The sequence below is a fragment of the Pseudomonas sp. LPB0260 genome (genome assembly GCF_013388395.1).
In genome coordinates this window covers 5,819,007-5,842,376 of the sequence record NZ_CP058247.1, presented here as the reverse complement: position 1 = coordinate 5,842,376, position 23,370 = coordinate 5,819,007, and the positions used below count along the sequence as shown (strand labels likewise).

Annotated in this window: 20 protein-coding genes; 1 reads left to right on the top strand and 19 read right to left on the bottom strand. The window is 64.3% G+C overall.

The features are described from left to right. Window positions 1-2 precede the first annotated feature (2 nt). The 19 genes from LPB260_RS26160 to rpsB all read right to left on the bottom strand — a co-directional run bounded on the left by LPB260_RS26160 (window position 3) and on the right by rpsB (window position 22,274). Window positions 3-1,634, bottom strand: coding sequence for a CTP synthase (locus LPB260_RS26160; protein WP_208708807.1), 1,632 nt, complete (start codon window positions 1,632-1,634; stop codon window positions 3-5). Between the two features lie 181 nt (window positions 1,635-1,815). Then, window positions 1,816-3,132 carry a tRNA lysidine(34) synthetase TilS gene (tilS, locus tag LPB260_RS26155; protein ID WP_208708806.1) on the bottom strand — a complete coding sequence of 439 codons (1,317 nt, stop codon included), beginning with the start codon at window positions 3,130-3,132 and terminating at the stop codon, window positions 1,816-1,818. Beyond that, window positions 3,133-4,083, bottom strand: a complete 951-nt coding sequence (gene accA, locus LPB260_RS26150; RefSeq protein ID WP_208708805.1) for an acetyl-CoA carboxylase carboxyl transferase subunit alpha — start codon at window positions 4,081-4,083, stop codon at window positions 3,133-3,135. Window positions 4,084-4,218: 135 nt separating this feature from the next. Continuing rightward, window positions 4,219-7,737 (bottom strand): DNA polymerase III subunit alpha, encoded by a 3,519-nt coding sequence (gene dnaE, locus LPB260_RS26145; RefSeq protein ID WP_208708804.1) that lies wholly within the window; start codon window positions 7,735-7,737, stop codon window positions 4,219-4,221. A 129-nt stretch (window positions 7,738-7,866) separates the two neighbouring features. Further along, entirely contained in the window at window positions 7,867-8,463 is a 597-nt protein-coding gene (gene rnhB / locus LPB260_RS26140; protein WP_208708803.1) for a ribonuclease HII, read from the bottom strand. Continuing rightward, window positions 8,463-9,596 carry a lipid-A-disaccharide synthase gene (gene lpxB, locus LPB260_RS26135; protein ID WP_208708802.1) on the bottom strand — a complete coding sequence of 378 codons (1,134 nt, stop codon included), beginning with the start codon at window positions 9,594-9,596 and terminating at the stop codon, window positions 8,463-8,465. The genes rnhB and lpxB overlap by 1 nt, the downstream gene beginning before the upstream one ends. 3 nt (window positions 9,597-9,599) lie before the next feature. Next, window positions 9,600-10,376 carry an acyl-ACP--UDP-N-acetylglucosamine O-acyltransferase gene (lpxA, locus tag LPB260_RS26130; RefSeq protein ID WP_208708801.1) on the bottom strand — a complete coding sequence of 259 codons (777 nt, stop codon included), beginning with the start codon at window positions 10,374-10,376 and terminating at the stop codon, window positions 9,600-9,602. Further along, window positions 10,373-10,813 carry a 3-hydroxyacyl-ACP dehydratase FabZ gene (gene fabZ, locus LPB260_RS26125; RefSeq protein WP_208708800.1) on the bottom strand — a complete coding sequence of 147 codons (441 nt, stop codon included), beginning with the start codon at window positions 10,811-10,813 and terminating at the stop codon, window positions 10,373-10,375. The genes lpxA and fabZ overlap by 4 nt, the downstream gene beginning before the upstream one ends. 48 nt (window positions 10,814-10,861) lie before the next feature. Further along, the gene (lpxD, locus tag LPB260_RS26120; protein ID WP_208708799.1) at window positions 10,862-11,920 is read right to left on the bottom strand and encodes a UDP-3-O-(3-hydroxymyristoyl)glucosamine N-acyltransferase; all 1,059 of its coding nucleotides are present in this window, start codon (window positions 11,918-11,920) and stop codon (window positions 10,862-10,864) included. A 2-nt stretch (window positions 11,921-11,922) separates the two neighbouring features. Then, window positions 11,923-12,426: an OmpH family outer membrane protein gene (locus tag LPB260_RS26115; RefSeq protein WP_208708798.1), complete on the bottom strand. Its 504-nt coding sequence runs from the start codon at window positions 12,424-12,426 to the stop codon at window positions 11,923-11,925. A gap of 45 nt (window positions 12,427-12,471) precedes the next feature. Continuing rightward, window positions 12,472-14,823 carry an outer membrane protein assembly factor BamA gene (bamA, locus tag LPB260_RS26110; protein WP_208708797.1) on the bottom strand — a complete coding sequence of 784 codons (2,352 nt, stop codon included), beginning with the start codon at window positions 14,821-14,823 and terminating at the stop codon, window positions 12,472-12,474. A gap of 73 nt (window positions 14,824-14,896) precedes the next feature. After that, complete coding sequence (gene rseP, locus LPB260_RS26105) at window positions 14,897-16,249, bottom strand: sigma E protease regulator RseP (protein ID WP_208708796.1); 1,353 nt, start codon at window positions 16,247-16,249, stop codon at window positions 14,897-14,899. An 18-nt stretch (window positions 16,250-16,267) separates the two neighbouring features. Then, complete coding sequence (gene ispC, locus LPB260_RS26100) at window positions 16,268-17,455, bottom strand: 1-deoxy-D-xylulose-5-phosphate reductoisomerase (RefSeq protein WP_208708795.1); 1,188 nt, start codon at window positions 17,453-17,455, stop codon at window positions 16,268-16,270. Continuing rightward, complete coding sequence (locus LPB260_RS26095; RefSeq protein WP_208708794.1) at window positions 17,452-18,267, bottom strand: phosphatidate cytidylyltransferase; 816 nt, start codon at window positions 18,265-18,267, stop codon at window positions 17,452-17,454. The genes ispC and LPB260_RS26095 overlap by 4 nt, the downstream gene beginning before the upstream one ends. Continuing rightward, a complete protein-coding gene (gene uppS, locus LPB260_RS26090) occupies window positions 18,267-19,022 on the bottom strand; it encodes a polyprenyl diphosphate synthase (RefSeq protein WP_208708793.1) in 756 nt (251 codons plus the stop codon). The genes LPB260_RS26095 and uppS overlap by 1 nt, the downstream gene beginning before the upstream one ends. Before the next feature lie 16 nt (window positions 19,023-19,038). Next, window positions 19,039-19,596 carry a ribosome recycling factor gene (gene frr, locus LPB260_RS26085; protein WP_208708792.1) on the bottom strand — a complete coding sequence of 186 codons (558 nt, stop codon included), beginning with the start codon at window positions 19,594-19,596 and terminating at the stop codon, window positions 19,039-19,041. Continuing rightward, complete coding sequence (gene pyrH / locus LPB260_RS26080; RefSeq protein WP_208708791.1) at window positions 19,593-20,336, bottom strand: UMP kinase; 744 nt, start codon at window positions 20,334-20,336, stop codon at window positions 19,593-19,595. Before pyrH ends, frr begins: the two co-directional genes overlap by 4 nt. Window positions 20,337-20,541: 205 nt before the next feature. Then, window positions 20,542-21,405, bottom strand: coding sequence for a translation elongation factor Ts (gene tsf / locus LPB260_RS26075; RefSeq protein WP_208708790.1), 864 nt, complete (start codon window positions 21,403-21,405; stop codon window positions 20,542-20,544). 125 nt (window positions 21,406-21,530) lie between these two features. After that, window positions 21,531-22,274, bottom strand: a complete 744-nt coding sequence (rpsB, locus tag LPB260_RS26070; RefSeq protein WP_208708789.1) for a 30S ribosomal protein S2 — start codon at window positions 22,272-22,274, stop codon at window positions 21,531-21,533. Window positions 22,275-22,575: 301 nt separating this feature from the next. On the opposite strand from rpsB, the gene map reads away from it, so the two are divergent. Further along, entirely contained in the window at window positions 22,576-23,358 is a 783-nt protein-coding gene (map, locus tag LPB260_RS26065; RefSeq protein ID WP_208708788.1) for a type I methionyl aminopeptidase, read from the top strand. The last annotated feature ends 12 nt before the right edge of the window (window positions 23,359-23,370 follow it).

Here is a 23,370-nt window from a genome sequence, read left to right as displayed (position 1 = left end):
CCTCAGGCCTTCTTTGCTTGCTGCGCCAGCGCGGCATTGACGAAGCCACTGAACAGCGGGTGGCCGTCACGCGGCGTCGAGGTGAACTCGGGGTGGAACTGGCAGGCGACGAACCACGGGTGATCCGGCGCCTCGACCACTTCCACCAGCGCGCCGTCGCCGGAGCGCCCGGTGACCTTGAGGCCCGCCTCGATCAGCTGCGGCAGCAGGTTGTTGTTGACCTCATAGCGATGACGATGGCGCTCGACGATCACATCCTGGCCGTAGCACTCACGCACCTGGGAGCCGCTTTCCAGCTGGCAATCCTGGGCGCCCAGGCGCATGGTGCCGCCGAGGTCGGAGGCTTCGGTGCGCTGCTCGGTGGCGCCGGTGGCGTCCTGCCACTCGGTGATCAGGCCGACCACCGGATGACCGCTGCCGCTGTCGAACTCAGTGGAGTTGGCGTCCTGCCAGCCCAGCACGTTGCGGGCGAACTCGATCACCGCGACCTGCATGCCGAGGCAGATGCCGAGGTAGGGAATCTTGTTCTCACGGGCAAACTGCACGGTCTTGATCTTGCCTTCCACGCCACGCAGGCCGAAGCCACCCGGGACCAGGATGGCATCGGCGCCTTCCAGCAGCGAGGTGCCCTGGTTCTCGATGTCTTCGGAGTCGATATAGCGCAGGTTGACCTTGGTGCGGTTCTGGATGCCGGCATGGCTCATCGCCTCGATCAGCGACTTGTAGGCATCCAGCAGCTCCATGTACTTGCCGACCATGGCGATGTTCACTTCACGCTCGGGGTTGAGCTTGGCGTCGACCACGCGGTCCCACTCGGACAGGTCGGCACCGCCGCAGTCCAGACCGAAACGCTCGACGACGAAGTCATCCAGGCCCTGGGCATGCAGCACCGACGGGATCTTGTAGATGGTGTCGACGTCTTCCAGGCTGATCACCGCACGCTCTTCGACGTTGGTGAACAGGGCGATCTTGCGCCGCGAAGAAACATCGACCGGATGATCGGAGCGGCACACCAGCACGTCCGGCTGCAGGCCGATGGAGCGCAGCTCCTTCACCGAATGCTGGGTCGGCTTGGTCTTGGTCTCGCCGGCAGTGGCGATGTACGGCACCAGGGTCAGGTGCATCAGCATGGCGCGCTTGGCGCCCACCTCCACGCGCAGCTGGCGGATGGCCTCGAGGAACGGCTGCGACTCGATGTCGCCGACCGTACCGCCGATCTCGACCATGGCCACGTCGGCATCGCCGGCGCCCTTGATGATGCGGCGCTTGATCTCGTCGGTGATGTGCGGAATGACCTGAATGGTGGCGCCCAGGTAATCACCACGGCGCTCCTTGCGCAGCACGTCTTCGTAGACGCGGCCGGTGGTGAAGTTGTTGTTCTGGGTCATGGTGGTGCGGATGAACCGCTCGTAGTGGCCCAGGTCGAGGTCGGTCTCGGCGCCGTCGTGGGTGACGAACACCTCGCCGTGCTGGAACGGGCTCATGGTGCCCGGATCGACGTTGATATAGGGGTCCAGCTTGAGCATCGTGACCTTCAGGCCCCGCGCCTCCAGGATGGCCGCCAATGAAGCCGAGGCAATGCCTTTCCCCAAAGAAGAAACAACACCACCCGTGACGAAGATGTAGCGCGTCATGAAAAACCCTAGAAGTCTGCGTTTAAGCGGTCAGCGCCGCCGGGGAAAGCGAAGGAAAGCCGAAGCTCCAATCACGGAATTGCCGCAATTGGCAAGCCATCACCAACTCCGGTTTTCGCGAGGAAAGGGAGTCAGCAAAAGCTCTGATAAGACGGGAGCGTAGTCTACCGGAAAGGCCTTATCAGCTCAAACCCGGATCGCAGGATGGCGGCTGCCAACTGAGCCGCCACTGGCCGTCGAGCGGTCCGTCCAGTCCGGGCAGATTGGCCACCGCCCGCACCTCGCCGTCGCACAGCAGCAGCGGCAGGCGCGAACGGACGAAGGCCGGCACCTGGCGCTCATTGAGCAGGCGCTTGAGATCTCGATGGCCGCGACCAGGCAGATTCATCACCTCGCCCCCCTGGCGATAGGCCAGGCGCCACTGGCCTGCGCCGCCCAGGCTGCCATCGATACGCACACAGCCATTACCCGGCAGCGCCAGCGCTTGATTGATCTGCGGCACGACAGGAGGCGGTGCTGGCGCTCTCAGCCAGTCAGCGGAAAGCCACCACAGCCGCTCGTCGGCACGACGCAGCTCGCCGCTCGCCAGGCGCCAGATCGGCGCCGCGTCGCCGGCCGCCGAGAGCAGCGCGTCCCAGCCGGCCCAGTGCTCGAAATCCGGCATCGGCGTCCGCTCGCGCAGCCAGTAGCGCAGCACGTTGCGCTGGCGCGCCGGGCTCAGGGTGCGCAACGGGGCCAGGGCCAGGCTCGGCAATGGCAGCCAGGTCAATGGACTGGGCGCCAACGCCGGCGCCAGGTCCAGTTGCGCCAGCTCGTCGAGCAGCTGCGCCGACTCCCCCAGCAGCGCGGCACTGCGCGCCATGTTGGCGGCCGCCTGGGGCCAGCGCGCCGCCAGCACCGGCATCACCCGATGTCGCAGGTAGTTGCGCGAAAAGCGTCCATCGGCGTTGGACGGGTCCTCGACCCAGGACAGGCTCTGCTCGGCGGCGTAGGCCTCCAGCTCGGCGCGCGAACAGTGCAGCAGCGGGCGCAGCAACTGCCCCCTCCCCAGCGGGCGGCTTTGTGGCATGCCTCCCAGACCGCGTGTGCCGGCACCGCGCAGCAGGCGAAAGAGCAAGGTTTCGGCCTGATCATCGCGATGCTGGGCGCTCAGCAACACCTCGCCGCCCCCCAGCGCCGCGGCAAAGGCGGCATAACGCGCCTCGCGCGCCGCGCGCTCGAGGCTGGCGCCTGGCTTCACCTCGACCGAGTGGACCTGCAAGGCAATCCCCAGCCGATCGCACACCCGCCGACAATGTGCCGGCCAGGACTCGGCCGCAGTCTGCAGGCCGTGATGGATATGGATGGCGGAAAGTGGCGGAAGGGCCTCGCTTTGCGCGAGCTCGGCCAGCAGATGGAGCAGCACGGTGGAGTCCAGGCCACCGGAAAAGGCCACGCGCCAAGCCGGCGCAGCACGCCAAGGAGCCAGATTCCCCAGCACCTTGGCGTGCAGACTCATTTAGGCGACGCCGTAGCTCATCAGGCGCTCATAGCGACGGGCCAGCAGCTCGGCGGTATCGAGCTTCTTCAGGGTCGCCAGCTGGGCCTTCAGCTCCTGGCGGATCGATTCGGCCGCTGCGACCGGATCGCTGTGGGCGCCGCCCAGGGGCTCGGCGATGACCTTGTCGACGATGCCCAGGCCCTTAAGGCGCTCGGCGGTGATGCCCATGGCCTCGGCGGCATCCGGCGCTTTCTCCGCGGTTTTCCACAGGATCGAGGCGCAACCTTCCGGGGAAATCACCGAGTAGGTCGAGTACTGCAGCATGTTCAGGCGGTCGCACACGCCGATCGCCAGGGCGCCGCCGGAACCGCCTTCACCGATCACGGTGGCGATGATCGGGGTCTTCAGCCGCGCCATCACGCGCAGGTTCCAGGCGATGGCCTCGCTCTGCCCGCGCTCTTCGGCGTCGATACCCGGATAGGCGCCCGGGGTGTCGATGAAGGTGAGGATAGGCATCTTGAAGCGCTCGGCCATCTCCATCAGGCGGCAGGCCTTGCGGTAGCCTTCCGGACGCGGCATGCCGAAGTTGCGCCGCACCTTCTCGCGTACGTCGCGGCCCTTCTGGTGACCGATGACCATCACCGGCTCGCCGTCCAGACGCGCCACGCCACCGACGATCGCGGCATCATCGGAGAAGTGCCGATCGCCGTGCAGTTCATCGAACTCGGTGAAGATGTGCTGCAGATAGTCGAGGGTATAGGGGCGGCGCGGATGACGGGCGAGCTGGGCGATCTGCCAGCTGGTCAGGTTGCCGAAAATGCTTTCGGTCAGGGCGCTGCTCTTGTCCTGCAGGCGGGCGATCTCTTCGTTGATGTTCAACGCGTTGTCGTTACCCACCAAGCGAAGCTCTTCGATCTTGGCTTGCAGGTCGGCGATCGGCTGTTCGAAATCGAGAAAGTTCGGGTTCATAGTCATCCGTCTTGCGTCGACGGCCAAGCGGCCGGGGAGCTGTATCCGTTTCGCGCCCTACCTTAAGGGATCAGGCGCATCGAGGTCGACACCCAATAGTGTGTCGGGCCAACTGGCGAGGCGCGGCCTCGTCTATCAGCGGTAGTGCAGGAAGACGTTGTCTCGCCCGAACTGGTCACGCAATGCCTGAATCAGGCTGTCGGCCGGGTCGATTCGCCAGCTTTCGCCGAACTGCAGCAGCGCCTTGGCCTCCTCGCCAGTGTAATCGAGGGTGATCGGGCAGGCGCCGCGATGACGGCTGCACAGCTCGGCCAGCCAGCGCAGGCGATCGCCCTTGAGGGTCGCGCTGGCGACCTTCAGGCGCAGGCTTTCGGCCAGGCCGGTGCGCGCCTCCTCCAGGCTCATCACCCGCTTGGCACGCAGGCGCAGGCCGCCGGAGAAGTCGTCGTTGCTCACCTCGCCCTCGACCACCACCAGGGCGTCGGTCTGCAGCAGCGCCTGGGCGCCGGCGAAGGCGTCGGCGAACAGCGAGGCCTCGATCCGTCCGGAGCGGTCGTCGAGGGTGATGAAGCCCATCTTGTCGCCCTTCTTGTTCTTCATCACCCGCAGGGCGACGATCAGCCCGGCCACCGTCTGACTGTCACGGGCCGGCTTGAGGTCGACGATGCGCTGGCGGGCGAATCGGCGCACCTCGCCTTCGTACTCGTCGATCGGGTGACCGGTCAGGTACAGGCCGAGGGTTTCCTTCTCGCCCTTCAGGCGCTCCTTGAGGGTCAGCTCGCGGGCCTTGAGATGGTTGGCGTAGACATCGGTCTCGGCATCGGCGAAGACCCCGCCGAACAGGTCCATGTGGCCGCTGTCGTGGCTGCGCGCGGTCTGCTCGGCGGCCTGCACCGCCTCCTCCATGGCCGCCAGCAGCACCGCGCGGTTGCGATCGATGTTGGCGTGGTAGGCCTTGATCTCGTCATGGAAATGCGGACCCAGGCGATCCAGCGCGCCGCTGCGGATCAGCGCCTCGAGGGTGCGCTTGTTGATGCGCTTGAGGTCGACCCGCGAACAGAAATCGAACAGATCCTTGAACGGGCCGTCGCGACGCGACTCGACGATGGCCTCCACCGGTCCCTCGCCGACGCCCTTGATGGCGCCCAGGCCGTAGACGATACGGCCGTCCTCATTGACCGTAAACTTGAAGTCCGAGGTGTTCACGTCCGGCGCGTCGAGGCGCAGCTTCATGCTGCGGCACTCCTCGATCAGGGTCACCACCTTGTCGGTGTTGTGCATATCCGCCGAGAGCACCGCGGCCATGAACGGCGCCGGGTGATGGGCCTTGAGCCAGGCGGTCTGGTAGGAGACCAGGCCGTAGGCGGCCGAGTGCGATTTGTTGAAGCCGTAGCCGGCGAACTTTTCCACCAGGTCGAAGATGTTGCCCGCCAGGTCGGCGTCGATGCCGTTGTTGGCGCAGCCCTCGATGAAGCCGCCGCGCTGCTTGGCCATCTCCTCGGGCTTCTTCTTGCCCATGGCACGGCGCAGCATGTCGGCGCCGCCGAGGGTGTAGCCGGCCATGACCTGGGCGATCTGCATCACCTGTTCCTGGTACAGGATGATGCCGTAGGTCGGTGCCAGCACCGGCTTGAGGCCTTCGTACTGGTAGTCCGGGTGCGGGTAGGCCAGCTCGGCGCGGCCGTGCTTGCGGTTGATGAAGTCGTCCACCATGCCCGACTGCAGCGGGCCGGGGCGGAACAGCGCCACCAGGGCGATGAGGTCTTCCAGGCAGTCGGGCTTGAGCTTCTTGATCAGCTCCTTCATGCCGCGCGATTCGAGCTGGAACACCGCGGTGGTCTCGGCCTTCTGCAGCATCTGGAAGGTCGGCTTGTCATCCAGCGGGATGAAGTCGATGTTCAGCGGCTCCAGGCCCTTCTTGGCCTGCTCGCGGTTGATGGTCTCCATCGCCCACTTGATGATGGTCAGGGTACGCAGGCCGAGGAAGTCGAACTTGACCAGGCCGGCGGCCTCGACGTCGTCCTTGTCGAACTGGGTCACCAGGCCGCCGCCCTCTTCATCACAGGCGATCGGCGAGAAGTCGGTGAGCTTGGTCGGCGCGATCACCACACCACCGGCGTGCTTGCCGGTACCGCGGGTGATGCCCTCGAGCTTGAGCGACATCTCCCAGATTTCCGCGGCTTCCTCATCGACCTTGAGGAAGTCACGCAGCGCCTCCTCCTGCTCGTAGGCCTTCTCCAGGGTCATGCCGACCTCGAAGGGAATCATCTTCGACAGGCGATCGGCCAGGCCGTAGGACTTGCCCTGGGCCCGGGCCACGTCGCGGACCACCGCCTTGGCCGCCATGGAGCCGAAGGTGATGATCTGGCTCACCGCGTTGCGCCCGTATTTCTCGGCGACGTAGTCGATCACCCGGTCGCGGCCGTCCATGCAGAAGTCGACGTCGAAGTCGGGCATCGACACCCGCTCGGGGTTGAGGAAGCGCTCGAACAGCAGGTCGTAGGCCAGCGGATCGAGGTCGGTGATCTTCTGCACGTAGGCCACCAGCGAGCCAGCGCCCGACCCCCGCCCAGGACCTACCGGCACGCCGTTGTTCTTCGCCCACTGGATGAAGTCCATAACGATGAGGAAGTAACCGGGGAAACCCATCTGGATGATGATGTCCAGCTCGAAGTTCAGGCGATCGACATAGACCTGCTTCTTCGCCTCGTAGTCCGGCGTGTCCGGCGGCAGCAGCACGGCCAAACGCTCTTCCAGGCCATCGAAGGAGACCTTGCGGAAGTACTCGTCCATGGTCATGCCATCGGGGATCGGGAAGTTCGGCAGGAAGTAGGTGCCGAGCTGGACCTCGATGTTGCAGCGCTTGGCGATCTCCACCGAGTTTTCCAACGCTTCGGGCAGGTCGCTGAACAGCTCCCACATCTCTTCCGGGGTCTTCAGGTACTGCTGGTCCGAATAGGTACGCAGGCGCCGCGGATCGTCCAGGGAGCGGCCTTCGCCGATGCACACGCGGGTCTCGTGGGCGGCGAAGTCTTCCTGCTTGATGAAGCGCACGTCGTTGGTCGCCACCAGGGGCGCACCGAGCCGCTCGCCCAGGGCGACGGCGGCGTGCAGGTGTTCCTCGTCGTTGACCCGGTTGGTGCGCTGCACCTCCAGGTAGAAGCGCCCGGGAAAGACCTCCAGCCACTCGCGCAGCCGCGCCTCGGCCTCAGCCTGATCGCCCTCGAGCAGGGCATGCCCGACCTCGCCCTCCTTCGCCCCGGACAGGGCGATAAGGCCCTCGGAGGCGGCCTTGACCCAGTCGCGCTGGATGATCACCAGGTCGTTGCTCTGCCCCTCCATCCAGCCGCGCGAGATCAGCTCGGTGAGGTTGCGATACCCCTTGGCGTTCATCGCCAGCAGGGTCATGCGGCTCAGGGGGCCGTCCTCGTCGGGACTGGCCAGCCAGATGTCGGCGCCGCAGATCGGCTTGATCCCGGCGCCCATGGCCGCCTTGTAGAACTTAACCAGGGCGCACATGTTGCTCATGTCGGTAATCGCCACCGCCGGCATTCCGGCGCCCGCGGTGGCCTTGATCAGCGGCTTGACCCGCACCAGGCCGTCGACCAGGGAGTACTCGGAATGCAGACGCAGGTGGACGAAGGAAACGGTCATGGCAAGCCTATGCAGAACACGAAAACGACAAGGCCCGGATTGTACCGGGCTCGGGGATAAAGACCAGAGACGCGCAACCCGGCTCAGCTGACCGCAGGCGCCGGGCCCACGACTGGCACGTGGACGCCCTCAGGGCTCCAGCAGCGCGCGAACCGGGGCGAAGGAGCACCGATGTATCGGCGTCGGCCCCAGACGGCGCAGGGCCTCCAGGTGGGTCGGGGTGGGGTAGCCCTTGTGCCCGGCGATGCCGTAGCCGGGGTACTGCAGGTCGAGTTGCTGCATCTCGCGATCACGACTGACCTTGGCCAGGATCGACGCGGCGGCGATCGCCGGCACCTGGCTGTCGCCCTTGACCACGGCGGCGCTGGGCACCTGCAGGTGCGGGCAGCGGTTGCCGTCGATCAGCGCCAGCCTGGGCGTGACGCTCAACCCCTCGACCGCGCGCTGCATGGCCAGCATGGTGGCCTGCAGGATGTTCAGCCGATCGATCTCCTCGACCTCGGCACGGGCGATGCACCAGGCCAAGGCTTTTTCCTGAATCTCCTCGAACAGCCGTTCGCGGCGCGCCTCAGTGAGCTTCTTCGAATCGTTCAGGCCGACTATCGGCCGCAGCGGGTCGAGAATCACCGCCGCGGTGACCACCGCGCCGCACAACGGGCCACGGCCGACCTCGTCGACGCCGGCGACCAGCTCCTGCACCTGGGTGAAATCCAGCCCCAGCTGCATCAGGCGCGTCCGACCAGCTTGAGCACGGCATCGGCGGCCTGGGCCGAGGCGTCACGGCGCAGCGCGCGATGGATCAGGTCGAAGCTTTCGGTCTGCACCTCGCCGTCTTCCAGCAGCGGCGCCACGTGCTGGGCCAGGGCCTCGGGGGTGGCTGCGTCCTGGATCAGCTCGGGCACCAAGAGGCGCTCGGCGAGCAGATTGGGCAATGAGATATAGGGGCTCTTCACCAGGCGCTTGAGTATCCGGTAGGTCAACGGCGCGACCCGGTAGGCCACCACCATCGGCCGCTTGTACAGCAGCGCCTCCAGGGTCGCGGTACCGGAGGCGATCAGCACCGCGTCGCAGGCGGCCAACGCCTCGTGGGAACGGCCGTCGAGCAGGGTCAGAGGCAGGTCCCTGCCTACCAGCATCTGCTCGAGCTGGGCACGCCGCTCGGGACTGGCGCTGGGCAGCACGAAGCGGATACCGGGACGCAGAGCCCGCAGGCGCGAGGCGGCATCGAGGAACAGAGCGCCCAGGCGCGCCACCTCGCCGCCCCGGCTGCCCGGCAGCAGGGCCACCACCGGACCATCGACGGGAAGGTCGAGGGCCAGGCGCGCCGCTGCACGATCGGCGTCCAGGGGGATGGCATCGGCCAGGGGGTGACCGACGAAACGCACCGGCACCTGCTGAGCGTCGTAGAACTGCGCCTCGAAGGGGAACAGGGTCAGCATCAGGTCGCAGCCCTGACGGATCTTCAATACCCGCTTCTGCCGCCAGGCCCAGACCGAGGGGCTGACATAGTGCACGGTCTTGATCCCGGCGCGACGCAGCTTGAGCTCGAGATCGAGGTTGAAGTCCGGGGCATCGATGCCGATGAACACGTCCGGCCTGGCGGCAATCAGATCACGCAGCAGGCGTCGGCGGCGCGCCAGCAACTCCGGCAGGCGGCCGAGCACCTCGACCAGCCCCATCACCGCCAGGCGCTCCATGGGGAAGTAGGACTTCAGCCCCTCGGCTTCCATCCGTGGCCCACCGATGCCGATGAACTCGACCCGAGGATGCCGCGCCTTGAGCGCCTGCATCAGGCCGGCACCGAGAATGTCACCCGAGGCTTCGCCAGCCACCAGTGCGACGCGCAATACCTGAGCCATGGATTAACGGGTGATGCCGCGTTTCGAGGCCTGGATCGAGTCGCGAAACAGCGCGACCTCGGGGAACTGCGCCGAAGGCTCGGCCAGCTCGGCCAGCGCCTGCTCGACCGTCAACCCCTGGCGATACACGGTCTTGTAGGCGCGGCGCAGCGCGGCGATGGCCTCGGTGCTGAAACCGCGACGGCGCATGCCTTCGAAGTTCATGCTGCGTGCCTCGGCGGGGTTGCCGAAGACCGTGACATAGGCCGGCACATCCTTGCCGATGGCCGTGCCCATACCGGAGAAGCTGTGCGCGCCGATATGGCAATACTGATGCACCAGGGTGTAGCCGGAGAGAATCGCCCAGTCGCCGACATGGACGTGCCCGGCCAGGGCGGTGTTGTTCACCAGAATGCAATGGTTGGCAATGACACTGTCGTGGCCGATATGCGCGTAGGCCATGATCAGGTTGTGATCGCCGATGGTGGTTTCGCTGCGATCCTGCACCGTGCCACGGTGGATGCTGACCCCTTCGCGAATCACGTTGTGGTCGCCAATCACCAGGCGCGTGGGTTCGCCCTTGTACTTGAGGTCGGGCGTGTCTTCACCGATCGAGGAAAACTGGAAGATGCGATTGTGCTCGCCGATCCGGGTCGGCCCCTTGAGCACCACATGCGGGCCGATCACCGTGCCCGCGCCGATTTCCACATCGGCGCCGACAATCGACCAGGGACCGACGACCACGTCGTCCGCCAGCTTGGCGCTGGGGTCGATGATGGCGCGAGGGTCAATCAAACTCATAGTTTGCGTTCCGCACAGATGATCTCGGCCGAGCAGACTTCCTTGCCATCGACGGTGGCCTGGCACTCGAACTTCCAGATGCCGCGCTTGGTGCTGAGGAACTTGGCCTCGAGCATCAGCTGGTCACCGGGCACCACGGGCTGGCGGAAGCGCAGCTTGTCCGAGCCGACGAAGTAGTACAGCGTACCATCGGAAGGCCTGGCCCCCATCATCTTGAAACCCAGGATACCGGCGGCCTGGGCCATGGCTTCGATGATCAACACACCAGGCATGATCGGATGCTCGGGAAAATGCCCGTTGAAGAACGGCTCATTGATGCTGACATTCTTATAGGCACGAATGCACTTGCCTTCAACATCCAGCTCGGCGACCCGGTCCACCAGCAGGAAGGGATAGCGATGCGGCAGGTATTCGCGAATTTCGTTGATGTCCATCATGTCCAGAGAAGCCTGTAGTAAAAAGAGGGGAGCCGGCGTCCGCCGGGCTCAGGCATCAGATGAGGCATTGCCGCCCGAGGTCACGGCCGCCAACTGTTTTTCCAGTTCTTTCAGACGCCGTGCCATCTCGTCCAACTGACGAATGCGTGCCGCACTCTTCCTCCATTCCCCGGCCGGCTGCATGGCCGTACCGGAGGAATAGGAGCCAGGTTCGGTGATAGAGCGGGTGACCATGGTCATGCCGGTGACAAACACCCCGTCGCAGACCTCGATATGCCCCACCATGCCCACGCCGCCGGCGATCATGCAGTTCTTGCCGATCTTGGTGCTGCCGGAAATGCCCGCACAGCCGGCCATGGCCGTGTTGTCGCCGATCTGCACGTTGTGCGCGATCATGATCTGGTTATCCAGCTTGACGCCGTTGCCGATCAGGGTGTCGGCCAGCGCGCCGCGGTCGATGGTGGTATTGGCGCCGATCTCGACATCATCGCCGATCAGCACCCCGCCGATCTGCGCGATCTTCTGCCAGACACCCTTCTCGTTGGCGAAGCCGAAGCCCTCGCCGCCGATCACCGCGCCCGACTGGATCACCACCCGCTTGCCGATGCGCACGTCGTGATACAGGGTCACCCGTGGCGCCAGCCAACCGCCCTCACCGATGACCGAACGCGCGCCGACCACGCAGTGCGCGCCCAGGGTCACGCCGGCGCCGATCTGCGCACCGCTTTCGACCACCACGTAGGCGCCGATGCTGGCGCTGGCGTCGATCTGCGCGTCCGCGGCAATCGATGCGGTCGGATGCACGCCGGCGAGCCGCTGCGGCTTGCGGTCGAACAGATGGGAGATCTCGGCGTAGGCCAGGTAGGGATTGGCGACGATCAGGGCGTCGCCGGCGAACCCCTCGGCGTCGGCTGCGGTCAGCAGCACGGCGCCGGCCTGGCAGTCAGCCAGGTACTTGCGGTATTGCGGATTGGCCAGAAAGCTCAGCTGATCCGGGCCGGCTTCCTGCAAGGTCGCCAGGCCACTGATCGGCTTGCCTTCGGCGCCACGCAGGGTAGCGCCCAGGCGCTCGGCCAACTGACCGAGGGTAAAGAGCGGCGCCTTCATGCTCAACGCATCTGATTCATGCGCTCGATGACCTGCAGCGTGATGTCGAACTGGGGTTTGACATCGATCACTGCGCCACGCTCGAGCACCAGGTCGTAGTTGCCCTTCTTGATCACTTCCTCGACTGCCTTGTCCAGGTTCGGCTTGAGCTTCTTCAGCATGTCGCGATCGGCGATGGCCTTGGCTTCGTTCAGCTCCTTGGACTGGAACTGGAAGTCACGGGCCTTCTGCTTGAATTCCAGCTCCAGGCGCTCGCGTTCGGCGGTCTGCATCTTCTCGCCGTCCTTGACCAGGCGATCCTGGATGCGCTTGGCGTCGCCTTCCAGGGTCTTGAGCTTGTTCAGCTGCGGGCCGAACTTCTTCTCCGCATCCACGGCGTAACGCTTGGCCGCGTCGGACTCGAGCAGAGCCATTTGATAGTTGAGCACCGCCACCTTCATTTCGGCGAAGGCCGGCATTGCCAGCAGGGCCGCACTTAACAGAACCAGTTGAGTCAACTTACGCACGATGCAACTCCTGCAAAAAACCGTTGTTGTTCAGAGGCCAGCCGCTTAGAAGGTCTGGCCGAGGGAGAACTGGAATACCTGGGTGTCGGCGTCGTCAGGCTTGACCACCGGCATCGCCAGACTGAAGCTCAAGGGCCCGAGCGCGGTGATCCAGGTCAGGCCGACACCCACGGAGCTGGCCAGTTCGCCGGCATCGATGCCTTGGCAACTGGTCTGGGTGCTGCCGCAGTTGGTGTCGAAAACGTTACCCACATCCCAGAACAGAGCGGTGCGCAGCGAACGTTGATCCTTGACGAAGGGCATCGGGAACAGCAGCTCCACACCACCCTGGACCAGCACGTTGCCACCGAAGGGCAGCGGATCCTGATCCGGATCGAACTGGGTTCCTGGATTGGTACCCTTGCTCGGCGTGCTGCGCGGCCCCAGGCTGTTGTCGTCGAAACCGCGCACCGAATTGAAGCCGCCGGCGTAGTAGTTCTCGTAGAACGGCAGCCTGGCGGTGGAACCGTAGCTGTCGCCATAGCCCAGTTCGGTGTGCAGGCGCAGGGTGTAGGTGTTGCTCAGCGGCTTGAAGATCTGCCCACGGTAATCGACCTTGTAGAACGACAGGTCACTACCCGGCACAGTGGTTTCGAATACCAGGCTCTGGGAATGGCCACGCGTGGCCAGCACGCCACGGTTCAGGGTCGACTCCGACCAGCCGACCGAGGCCTTGAGGTTCAGGTAATTGTCGCCTTCCTGCTCGATGAACTTGAAGATCTCGTCGACGGTAAAGACACCGGTATTGAGCGTGTCCTGCTGGACGGTCAGACCATAGGTCAGGCGCGAGGTCTCGCTGATCGGGTAACCGATGCTCACACCCGCGCCGAGGCTGTCGACTGCAAAGCTGGAGACCTGAGTATCGAGCTCGTCATAGTCGGTGGTGCGGTAGAAGGCGTTGTAGCCCAGGCTGACACCATCAGCCGTCCAGTAGGGATCGACAAAGCCGAAGTTGTAGCTGGTCTGGTACTCGCTGCGGTTCAGGCCGACGCTGACCTTGTTACCGGTTCCGAGGAAGTTGCTCTGGCTGATCGAGCCGCCGAGGATCAGACCGGCGTTCTGGGCGAAGCCGACGCTCGCGGTGATCGAGCCGGAGGCCTGTTCCTCGACGCTGTAGTTGACGTCGATCTGGTCATCGCTGCCCGGTACCGGCGGGGTTTCAACGTTGACTTCCTTGAAGTAGCCAAGGCGCTCCAGGCGGGTCTTGGACTGATCGATCAGGTAGGTCGAGGCCCAACCGCCTTCCATCTGGCGCATTTCCCGACGCAGCACTTCGTCTTCGGTCTTGGTGTTGCCGCGGAAGTTGATGCGATTGACGTAGGCGCGCTTGCCCGGGTCGACGACGAAGGTGATGGAGACCGTGCCATCTTCGTCATGGGCCTCTGGCACGCCGTTGACGTTGGCAAAGGTATAGCCTTCGTTACCCAGGCGACGGGTGATCAGCTCGGAGGTAGTGGTCATCACCTTGCGCGAGAACACCTGACCTTCCTTGACCAGCAGCAGGCTGCGAATGTCCTCTTCCGGCACCTTCAGATCGCCGGCCAGCTTGACTTCACGCACGCTGTACTTCTGCCCCTCATCGACGTTGACCGTGATGTAGACGTGCTTCTTGTCCGGGGTGATGGACACCTGGGTGGAGGAGATATCCATGTTGATGTAGCCGCGATCCAGGTAATAGGAACGCAGGCGCTCCAAGTCGCCGGAAAGCTTTTCCCGGGCGTACTTGTCGTCATTCTTGAAGAACGACAGCCAGTTGCTGGTTTTCAGCTCGAACAGGTCGATCAGGTCTTCGTCGGCGAAGACGCTGTTGCCCACCACGTTGATATGCTGAATGGCCGCGACTGAGCCTTCATTGATATTGATCTTCAACGCCACGCGGTTGCGCGGCTGGGGAATCACTTCGGTCTCGATTTCGGCGGAGTAGCGGCCCTGGGCCACGTACTGACGCTGCAACTCGTTGCGCACGCCTTCGAGGGTCGCCCGCTGGAAGATCTCGCCTTCCGCCAGGCCGGACTGATTGAGGCCCTTGAGCAGGTCTTCGCTGGTGATCGCCTTGTTGCCGTCGATCTCGATGCTGGAGATAGACGGGCGCTCCACCAGGGTGATGACCAGCACGTCGCCATCGCGACCCAACTGGATATCTTGGAAGAAACCGGTCTTGAACAGTTCGCGAGTGGCTTCCACCAGGCTGCGGTCATCGACCTGCTCGCCGACATTCAGCGGCAAGGCACCGAACACGCTGCCGGCGGAGACCCGCTGGAGGCCGTTGACGCGAATATCGGAGATGGTGAAGGACTCGGCGTGAACTTCGGCGATCATCAATGCGGCAAGCACCGCAGGTAGCAGCAGACGTTTCATGAAGTCCTTTCTTATTTCAACTGACAATAAAAAATCTGTCGCTCGGGGCGACAGATTTGTAATTCAGTAGCAATTACAGCCGACTGAGATCATTGACCAGGGCCAGCAGCATCACCCCTATCACCAAGCTGATGCCGATCTGCATCCCCCAACCCTGCACCCGTTCCGACAGCGGACGACCGCGTGCCCACTCGACCAGATAAAAAAGCAGATGCCCCCCATCCAGCACGGGGATTGGCAACAGATTGAGAACCCCCAGGCTTATGCTCAGGTAGGCGAGGAAGTTCAGGAAATCCCCCAGGCCCGACTCAGCCGAAGCGCCCGCCACTTTAGCAATGGTTATCGGCCCGCTCAAGTTTTTTACCGAGAGCTCGCCGAACAGCATTTTCCTCAACGAATCAAGGGTCAGCAGGCTCATGGTCCAGGTACGCGAGAGCGCCTCGCCAACCGCCTCTAGCGGTCCGAAGCTGACCTCGCGGAGCATCTCGGGCGGCCATTCGCCCCCCGCCACGCCTGCGCCGAGGTAGCCACTGCGCGCTTCGCCCTCGCCGCGCACGGCGAGCTTCAGGGCGATCTCACGCTCACGCCCCTGGCGCTCGACCAGCAGGCGCACGGCCTGGCCCGGCATGGCGCGCACGCGCTCGACCAGCTGCTGCCAGTCCTCGAGCACCTCGCCATCCAGCGCCAAGATGCGGTCGCCGACTTGCAGCCCGGCAGCCTTGGCCGGGCCCTTGTCGTCCAGCTGTGCCAACACCGGCTCCAGGGTCGGCCGCCACGGCCGAATACCCAGGGAGGCGATGGGGTCCGGCTGATCGACGCCCTGGAGCCAGTCGGCCAGGACGATCTGCCGCGGACTCTCCAGGGTCGAGCCCGGCTCACGCACGGTGACCGGCAGGCTGCCGCTCTCCCCCAACCGCCGCACCAACTGCAGATTGACCGCAGCCCAGCCAGCGGTCGGTTCGTCGTTGACCGCGACGATCTCCTGGCCCGCCTGCAAGCCGGCCTGCGCGGCCAGGCTACCGCTCTCGACCGCACCGATCACCGGGCGCACCTGCAGGCTGCCGAGCATGGCCACCAGCCAGAAGAACAGCAACGCGAGAAGGAAGTTGGCGATGGGGCCGGCGGAGACTATGGCGATCCGCTGGCGCACGTTCTTGCGATTGAACGACTGCGAGAGCTGCGCGGGCGGCACCTCGCCCTCGCGCTCATCAAGCATCTTGACGTAGCCGCCCAGGGGAATGGCGGCGATGACGAACTCGGTGCCCTGGCGATCATGCCAGCGCAGCAGCGGCGTGCCGAAGCCGACCGAAAAGCGCAGGACCTTGACCCCGCAACGCCGCGCCACCCAGAAGTGACCGAACTCATGGAAAGTCACCAGCACCCCGAGCGCAACCAGGGTGCCGAGAATCATATACAGCGTACTCATAGGGCTTCTCCGCGCCGCTTATCCACGGCGACTCAGCCATTGGCTGGCCAGTTGACGCGCCTGCTGGTCGGCCGCCAACACCGTTTCCAGGCTTTCGACCGCAACCACCGCCTCGGTGTTCAGCACCTGGTCGATGATACTCGCGATCTCGGGGAAGCGAATGCGCCGATCGAGAAAGGCGGCCACCGCCACTTCATTGGCGGCATTGAGCATGGCCGGCGCAGTACCACCGGCCTCGGCCGCCGCCCGGGCCAGGCGCAGACAGGGAAAACGCTGCTCATCGGGCGCCTGGAAGTCCAGGCGCGCCACGGCGAACAAGTCCAGCGGCGCCACGCCCGAGTCGATCCGCTGCGGCCAGGCCAGGGCGTGACTGATCGGCGTGCGCATATCGGGATTGCCCAACTGCGCCAGCACCGAGCCGTCGACATAGTCGACCAGGGAATGGATCACGCTCTGCGGATGAATCACCACCTCGACCTGCTCGGGGCGGGCATCGAACAACCAGCAGGCCTCGATCAGCTCGAGCCCCTTGTTCATCATGCTCGCCGAATCCACGGAGATCTTGCGCCCCATCGACCAGTTGGGGTGAGCGCAAGCCTGTTCCGGTGAAACTGCCGCCAGCTCAGCCAGCGGCGTCTCGCGGAACGGCCCACCCGAAGCCGTCAGCATGATGCGCCGCACCCCGACCTGCTCCAGGCCACGCCCATAATCGCCGGGCAGGCACTGAAAAATCGCGTTGTGCTCGCTGTCGATCGGCAACAGGGTCGCACCACTGCGGCGTACGGCCTCGATAAACAAGGCGCCGGACATCACCAGCGCCTCCTTGTTGGCCAGCAGCACCTTCTTGCCGGCCTCGACCGCCGCCAGGGTCGGCTTGAGCCCGGCCGCACCGACGATGGCGGCCATCACGGCATCCACCTGCGGATGCGCGGCCACCTGGCACAGCCCCGCCTCGCCACTGAGCACCCGCGTGCTCAATCCCGCGGCATGCAAGCCACCCTGCAACTGGCGGGCCGAGTGTTCATCGGCGACCACCGCGAAACGTGGTCGATGCTGCAGGCACAAAGCCTCCAGCTCGGCGATGCGGCTATGTCCTGACAGGGCGAAGACCCGATAGCGCTCGGGATGACGGGCAATCACGTCGAGGGTGCTGAGGCCAATGGAGCCGGTGGCGCCCAGCACGGTGACCTGCTGCGGGCCGCTCACAGCGCCCCCCAGCCCGCCAGCCACAGCAACGCGGCAAACACCGGCACCGCCGCAGTCAGACTGTCGATTCGGTCGAGCACACCGCCATGTCCGGGCAGCAGGTTGCTGCTGTCCTTGACCCCGGATTGACGCTTGAACATGCTCTCGGTCAGGTCACCGACCACAGAAATCAGCACCACCACGGCGGCGCCCGCCAGGGCCAGCAACAGCGCAGCGCCGCCCCAGCCCCGGTACAGGCCGACCACCAGGGTCAACAGCAGACTGGTGAGCAACCCGCCGAGCAGCCCCTCCCAGCTCTTGCCCGGACTGACCTGGGGGGCCAGCTTGCGCCTGCCAAAAGCCTTGCCGGAGAAATAGGCGCCGATATCCGCCGCCCACACCAGCACCATCACGGCCAGGATCAGGCCATTGGCCATGGGCCACTGTTTGAACAGCACCAGGCCCTGCCAGGCCGGCAGCAGAATCAACAGACCGATCAGCAACTTGCGCCCAGCGCCCTGCCAGTAGCGACTGCTGGCGGGGTAACCCAAAACCAGCAGGGTCGCCAGCCCCCACCAGATCACGCCCAGCGCCACAACCCCGGGCGCCAGCGCGGGCAAGTGATAGAGCCCGAACAGCAGCAGCGCCACCAGCGCCGCATAGCCGACACGCTGGGGCTGCCCGTCGAATCCGGCGAGACGCGCCCACTCCCAGGCGCCCAAGCCAATCACCGCACCGATGAACAAGGCAAAGGCCGCGCCCTCGAGCAGAAAAAAGCCACCCAGCGCGATGGGCAACAGCACCAGCGCGGTAATCACTCGTTGTTTAAGCATTAACTGCGCGCCTCGGCTTCGACCTGCTCACTGGTTCTACCAAAGCGCCGCTGGCGCCTGGCGAAGTCGGCCAGCGCCTTGCGCATGGCTTCGTGCTTGAAGTCCGGCCAGAACAGCTCGGAGAAATACAGCTCGCTGTAGGCCAGCTGCCATAGCAGGAAATTGCTGATGCGGTGCTCGCCGCCCGTGCGGATGCACAGGTCGGGCAGCGGCAGATCGCCGGTCGCCAGACAACCCTGCAGCAGCTGCGGGGTGATGTCCTCCGGCCGCAGATGCCCGCCCTGCACCTCGCGAGCCAGGCGCTGCACGGCCTGGGCGATATCCCACTGACCGCCATAATTGGCGGCGATCTGCAGAATGAAGCGCTTCTCTCCGGCTGTCTGTGCCTCGGCTTCGCGCATGGCCGCCTGCAGTTCCGGATGAAAGCGCGAGCGATCACCGATGATGCGCAGGCTGATGCCGTTGTCATCGAGCTTCCGGGCCTCGCGGCGCAATGCACCGAGAAACAGCTCCATCAGCGCCCCCACCTCATCGGCGGGGCGCTGCCAGTTCTCACTGGAGAAGGCAAACAGGGTCAGCACCTCGACCCCGGCCTCGGCGCACACCTCGATCACCGCGCGCACCGCGTCGACGCCCGCCTTGTGCCCGGCGACGCCGGGCAGCAAGCGCTTCCTCGCCCAGCGATTGTTGCCGTCCATGATGATCGCCACGTGTCGTGGCACGGCTAACTGGCCGCCGCGGCTGGTCTTTTCCATGACGATATCCTGACCGTCAGACGGCCATCAGATCCGCTTCTTTCTGCTTCATCGCGGCGTCGATTTCGGCAACGAACTTGTCGGTCAGCTTCTGCACCTCATCGGCGGCGCGACGCTCTTCGTCCTCGCTGATTTCCTTCTCCTTGACCAGATCCTTGAGCTGACTCAGGGCGTCACGGCGAATGTTGCGCACCGCCACCCGGGCGTCTTCGGCGGCATCACGTGCCTGCTTGGTGAAGCCCTTGCGGGTTTCCTCGGTCAATGCCGGCATGCTCACCAGCAGCAGCTCACCCAGGTTGGTCGGGTTGAAGCCCAGGCCGGAGCTCTGGATCGCCTTGTCCACGGCCGCCAGCATGTTGCGCTCGAAGGCCACCACCTGCAGGGTGCGGGAGTCCTTCACGGTCACGTTGGCGACCTGATTGATCGGCGTGTCGGTACCGTAATAGGGCACCATGACACCGGCGAGGATGCTCGGATGAGCCTGGCCGGTACGGATACGGCTGAACGCATGAGCCAGGGATTCCAGGCTCTTCTGCATGCGCACTTGGGCGTCTTTCTTGATCTCGTTGATCATTGCTTGTCTTCCTCAATCAGAGTGCCTTCGGTGCCACCGACTACCACATTGAGCAGGGCACCAGGCTTGTTCATATTGAAAACGCGCAGCGGCATCTGGTGGTCGCGACACAGGCAGATGGCCGTCAGGTCCATGACCCCCAGCTTGCGGTCGAGCACCTCATCGTAGGTCAGGCGCTCGAACTTCTCGGCATGCGGGTCCTTGAACGGATCGGCAGTGTATACGCCATCGACCTTGGTCGCCTTCAACACGACGTCGGCGTCGACCTCGATGGCCCGCAGGCACGCCGCCGAGTCGGTGGTGAAGAAGGGATTGCCGGTACCGGCAGCGAAAATCACCACCTCGCCGGTCTTCAGGTGACGCATCGCCTTGCGCCGATCGTAGTGATCGGTCACCCCGACCATGGAGATCGCCGACATGACGATGGCCGGGATGTTCGAGCGCTCCAGCGCGTCGCGCATGGCCAGCGCGTTCATCACGGTGGCCAGCATGCCCATGTGGTCGCCGGTTACCCGATCCATGCCCGCCGCGCTCAAGGCCGCGCCACGGAACAGATTGCCGCCGCCGATCACCAGACCGACCTGCACGCCGATGCCGACCAGCTGGCCGACTTCCAGGGCCATGCGGTCGAGCACCTTGGGATCGATGCCGAAATCTTCCGAGCCCATCAGCGCTTCGCCGCTAAGTTTGAGCAGAATGCGCTTGTAGCGCGGTTGACGACCACTCACCTGCTGAGCCATTACCAGTCTCTCCTGCGGCGTTTGAATTCTGCGCGGGCGAATATACCCGCAGTAATCGGGCGCTTAGACCGCACCCAGAGCCTTTGGTGCCCAGCACCGCGACTCGCTCCCCAGGCCAATTTGCCAACCCACTTCGAAAAAGAGGCCGCACGCGCGAGCGGGCAGCCTCTTCGGGGCGACAGCCTGAGTAGACTGCTAGACCAGTTTACTGCTTGCTGGCAGCAACCTGAGCAGCGACTTCGGCAGCGAAGTCGGTCTCGGCCTTCTCGATGCCTTCGCCGACTTCGTAACGTACGAAGGAAACGATCTCGGCACCGGCCTTCTTCACCAGGTCACCGACCTTGACTTCCGGATCCATGATGAACGCCTGCTCAACCAGGCTGGCTTCGGCCAGGAACTTGTTGATACGGCCCTTGACCATGTTCTCGACGATGTTTTCCGGCTTGCCGGCGATCTTCTCGGCGTTGAGCTGCAGGAAGATTTCCTTCTCCTTGGCAACCAGCTCTTCGGAAACCTGATCCGGGCTGACAACGGCCGGGTTGGACGCAGCAACGTGCATGGCAACGTGCTTGGCCAGCTCGTCGTTGCCGCCCTTCAGAACCACCAGAACACCGATGCGGTGGCCGTGCAGGTAGGCACCGACGGTATCGCCGGAAACGGCAGTCAGGCGACGGATGTTGACGTTCTCGCCGCACTTGGCAACCAGCGCCTCGCGAGCGGATTCGCGGGAAGCGATCAGCGGCGCGGCATCGGTGAGGTTCTGCTCGAAGGCTTCGTTCAGGCTGTCCTTGACGAACGCCTTGAAGTCATCCTGCAGGGCCAGGAAGTCGGTCTGCGAGTTGACTTCGATGATCAGGCCACGGCCGCCTTCGACGCGTACGGCGATCGAACCTTCGGCGGCGATGTTGCCAGCCTTCTTGGCGGCCTTGATGGCGCCGGAAGCGCGCATGTCGTCGATGGCCTTCTCGATGTCGCCACCGGCGGCAACCAGGGCCTTCTTGCATTCCATCATGCCTTGGCCGGTACGCTCGCGCAGTTCTTTAACCAGGGCTGCAGTAATCTCTGCCATGTTCGAATCCTCTTGGATAGGTCTTCAACCACTTCACCCGTCAGGCCGGGCGATTAATTCTGTGAGTGGCAAAAAGGGGGCCTAGCCCCCTTTTTGCGCAGCGAGTAACGCTAGAAGCTTACCGCTTAGCCTTCAGCCGCTTCGGAGGCCGGGGCTTCTTCGACGAACTCGTCGGTGCCGCCGCCAGCGTTGCTGCGACCACGCACTACGGCGTCGGCCATGGCACCCATGTACAGCTGGATGGCACGAATGGCGTCGTCGTTACCCGGGATGATGTAGTCCACACCTTCCGGGCTGCTGTTGGTATCGACTACGCCGATGACCGGGATGCCCAGCTTGTTGGCTTCGGTGATGGCGATGCGCTCGTGGTCGACGTCGATCACGAACAGTGCGTCCGGCAGGCCGCCCATGTCCTTGATACCACCCAGGCTGCGATCCAGCTTTTCCAGGTCGCGGGTGCGCATCAGGGCTTCTTTCTTGGTCAGCTTGGTGAAGGTGCCGTCCTGAGCCTGGGTTTCCAGGTCGCGCAGACGCTTGATCGAAGCGCGGATGGTCTTGTAGTTGGTCAGCATGCCGCCCAACCAGCGGTGATCGACGAACGGCGAGCCACAACGAGCGGCTTCTTCGCGAACGATCTTGCCAGCGGAACGCTTGGTGCCGACGAACAGAATCTTGTTCTTGCCCGCAGCCAGCTTCTCAACGAAGGACAGCGCCTCGTTGAACATCGGCAGGGTTTTTTCCAGGTTGATGATGTGGATCTTGTTGCGCGCGCCGAAAATGTACTTGCCCATTTTCGGGTTCCAGTAACGGGTCTGGTGGCCGAAGTGCACACCGGCCTTCAGCATATCGCGCATATTGACTTGGGACATGATAGTTCCTTGATAAGTCGGGTTAGGCCTCCACGCATCCCAATTTCCAACCCTTGCGGGCACCCAGGAAACCGTGTCGATACGTGTGTGGGTTTGTGCCTTCGGGCTGGCAGCCCTGAAAGCGGCGCGTTTTATACCATAGCAGCGCCCCATAAGCTACCCACAACGACAGATAAGCCCGGACGCGGTCCACCACCATCCAGCCCCGCGCCCTCGCCCATGCCGCCGGTCGTCGCCTTCTCTGATAGAATCCCGGCTTTCCTTTTTTTGCCTTGCGCCGCCGAGCGCCGAGAGAGACCGCATGACCGTCACCATCAAGACGCCCGAAGAAATCGAGAAAATGCGCGTGGCCGGCCGCCTGGCCGCCGAGGTGCTGGAAATGATCGGCGAGCACGTCAAGCCCGGCGTGACCACCGATGAGCTGGACCGCATCTGCCATGACTATATCGTCAACGTGCAGCAGGCCATCCCCGCGCCGCTCAACTACAAGGGCTTCCCCAAGTCGATCTGCACCTCGGTCAACCATGTGGTCTGCCACGGCATCCCCAATGAAAAGCCGCTCAAGGACGGAGACGTCGTCAATATCGACGTCACCGTGATCAAGGACGGCTACCACGGCGACACCAGCAAGATGTTCATGGTCGGCAAGGTGCCCGAGTGGGCCGAGCGCCTGGCCAAGGTCACCCAGGAGTGCATGTACAAGGGCATCGAACTGGTCCGCCCGGGCATCCGCCTCGGCGACATCGGTGAAGTAATCCAGAAGCACGCCGAGAAGAACGGCTTCTCGGTGGTGCGCGAATATTGCGGACACGGCATCGGCAAGGTGTTCCACGAGGAGCCGCAGGTCCTGCACTACGGCCGCGCCGGCACCGGCATGGAACTGAAGGAAGGCATGACCTTCACCATCGAGCCGATGATCAACCAGGGCCGCGCGGAGACCCGCCTGCTCGGCGACGGCTGGACCGCCATCACCAAGGACCGCAAGCTCTCGGCCCAGTGGGAGCACACCATTCTGGTCACCGCCGACGGCTACGAGATCTTCACGCTGCGCAGCGACGACACCATCGCCCGCACCTCGGCCTGATCCGCCGCCCAT

Coding starts and splice junctions, on each gene's coding strand:
- LPB260_RS26160 (WP_208708807.1), bottom strand. CDS start 1,634: ATGACGCGCTACATCTTCGTCACGGGTGGTGTTGTTTCTTCTTTGGGG.
- tilS (WP_208708806.1), bottom strand. CDS start 3,132: ATGAGTCTGCACGCCAAGGTGCTGGGGAATCTGGCTCCTTGGCGTGCT.
- accA (WP_208708805.1), bottom strand. CDS start 4,083: ATGAACCCGAACTTTCTCGATTTCGAACAGCCGATCGCCGACCTGCAA.
- dnaE (WP_208708804.1), bottom strand. CDS start 7,737: ATGACCGTTTCCTTCGTCCACCTGCGTCTGCATTCCGAGTACTCCCTG.
- rnhB (WP_208708803.1), bottom strand. CDS start 8,463: ATGCAGCTGGGGCTGGATTTCACCCAGGTGCAGGAGCTGGTCGCCGGC.
- lpxB (WP_208708802.1), bottom strand. CDS start 9,596: ATGGCTCAGGTATTGCGCGTCGCACTGGTGGCTGGCGAAGCCTCGGGT.
- lpxA (WP_208708801.1), bottom strand. CDS start 10,376: ATGAGTTTGATTGACCCTCGCGCCATCATCGACCCCAGCGCCAAGCTG.
- fabZ (WP_208708800.1), bottom strand. CDS start 10,813: ATGATGGACATCAACGAAATTCGCGAATACCTGCCGCATCGCTATCCC.
- lpxD (WP_208708799.1), bottom strand. CDS start 11,920: ATGAAGGCGCCGCTCTTTACCCTCGGTCAGTTGGCCGAGCGCCTGGGC.
- bamA (WP_208708797.1), bottom strand. CDS start 14,823: ATGAAACGTCTGCTGCTACCTGCGGTGCTTGCCGCATTGATGATCGCC.
- rseP (WP_208708796.1), bottom strand. CDS start 16,249: ATGAGTACGCTGTATATGATTCTCGGCACCCTGGTTGCGCTCGGGGTG.
- LPB260_RS26095 (WP_208708794.1), bottom strand. CDS start 18,267: ATGCTTAAACAACGAGTGATTACCGCGCTGGTGCTGTTGCCCATCGCG.
- uppS (WP_208708793.1), bottom strand. CDS start 19,022: ATGGAAAAGACCAGCCGCGGCGGCCAGTTAGCCGTGCCACGACACGTG.
- frr (WP_208708792.1), bottom strand. CDS start 19,596: ATGATCAACGAGATCAAGAAAGACGCCCAAGTGCGCATGCAGAAGAGC.
- pyrH (WP_208708791.1), bottom strand. CDS start 20,336: ATGGCTCAGCAGGTGAGTGGTCGTCAACCGCGCTACAAGCGCATTCTG.
- tsf (WP_208708790.1), bottom strand. CDS start 21,405: ATGGCAGAGATTACTGCAGCCCTGGTTAAAGAACTGCGCGAGCGTACC.
- rpsB (WP_208708789.1), bottom strand. CDS start 22,274: ATGTCCCAAGTCAATATGCGCGATATGCTGAAGGCCGGTGTGCACTTC.
- map (WP_208708788.1), top strand. CDS start 22,576: ATGACCGTCACCATCAAGACGCCCGAAGAAATCGAGAAAATGCGCGTG.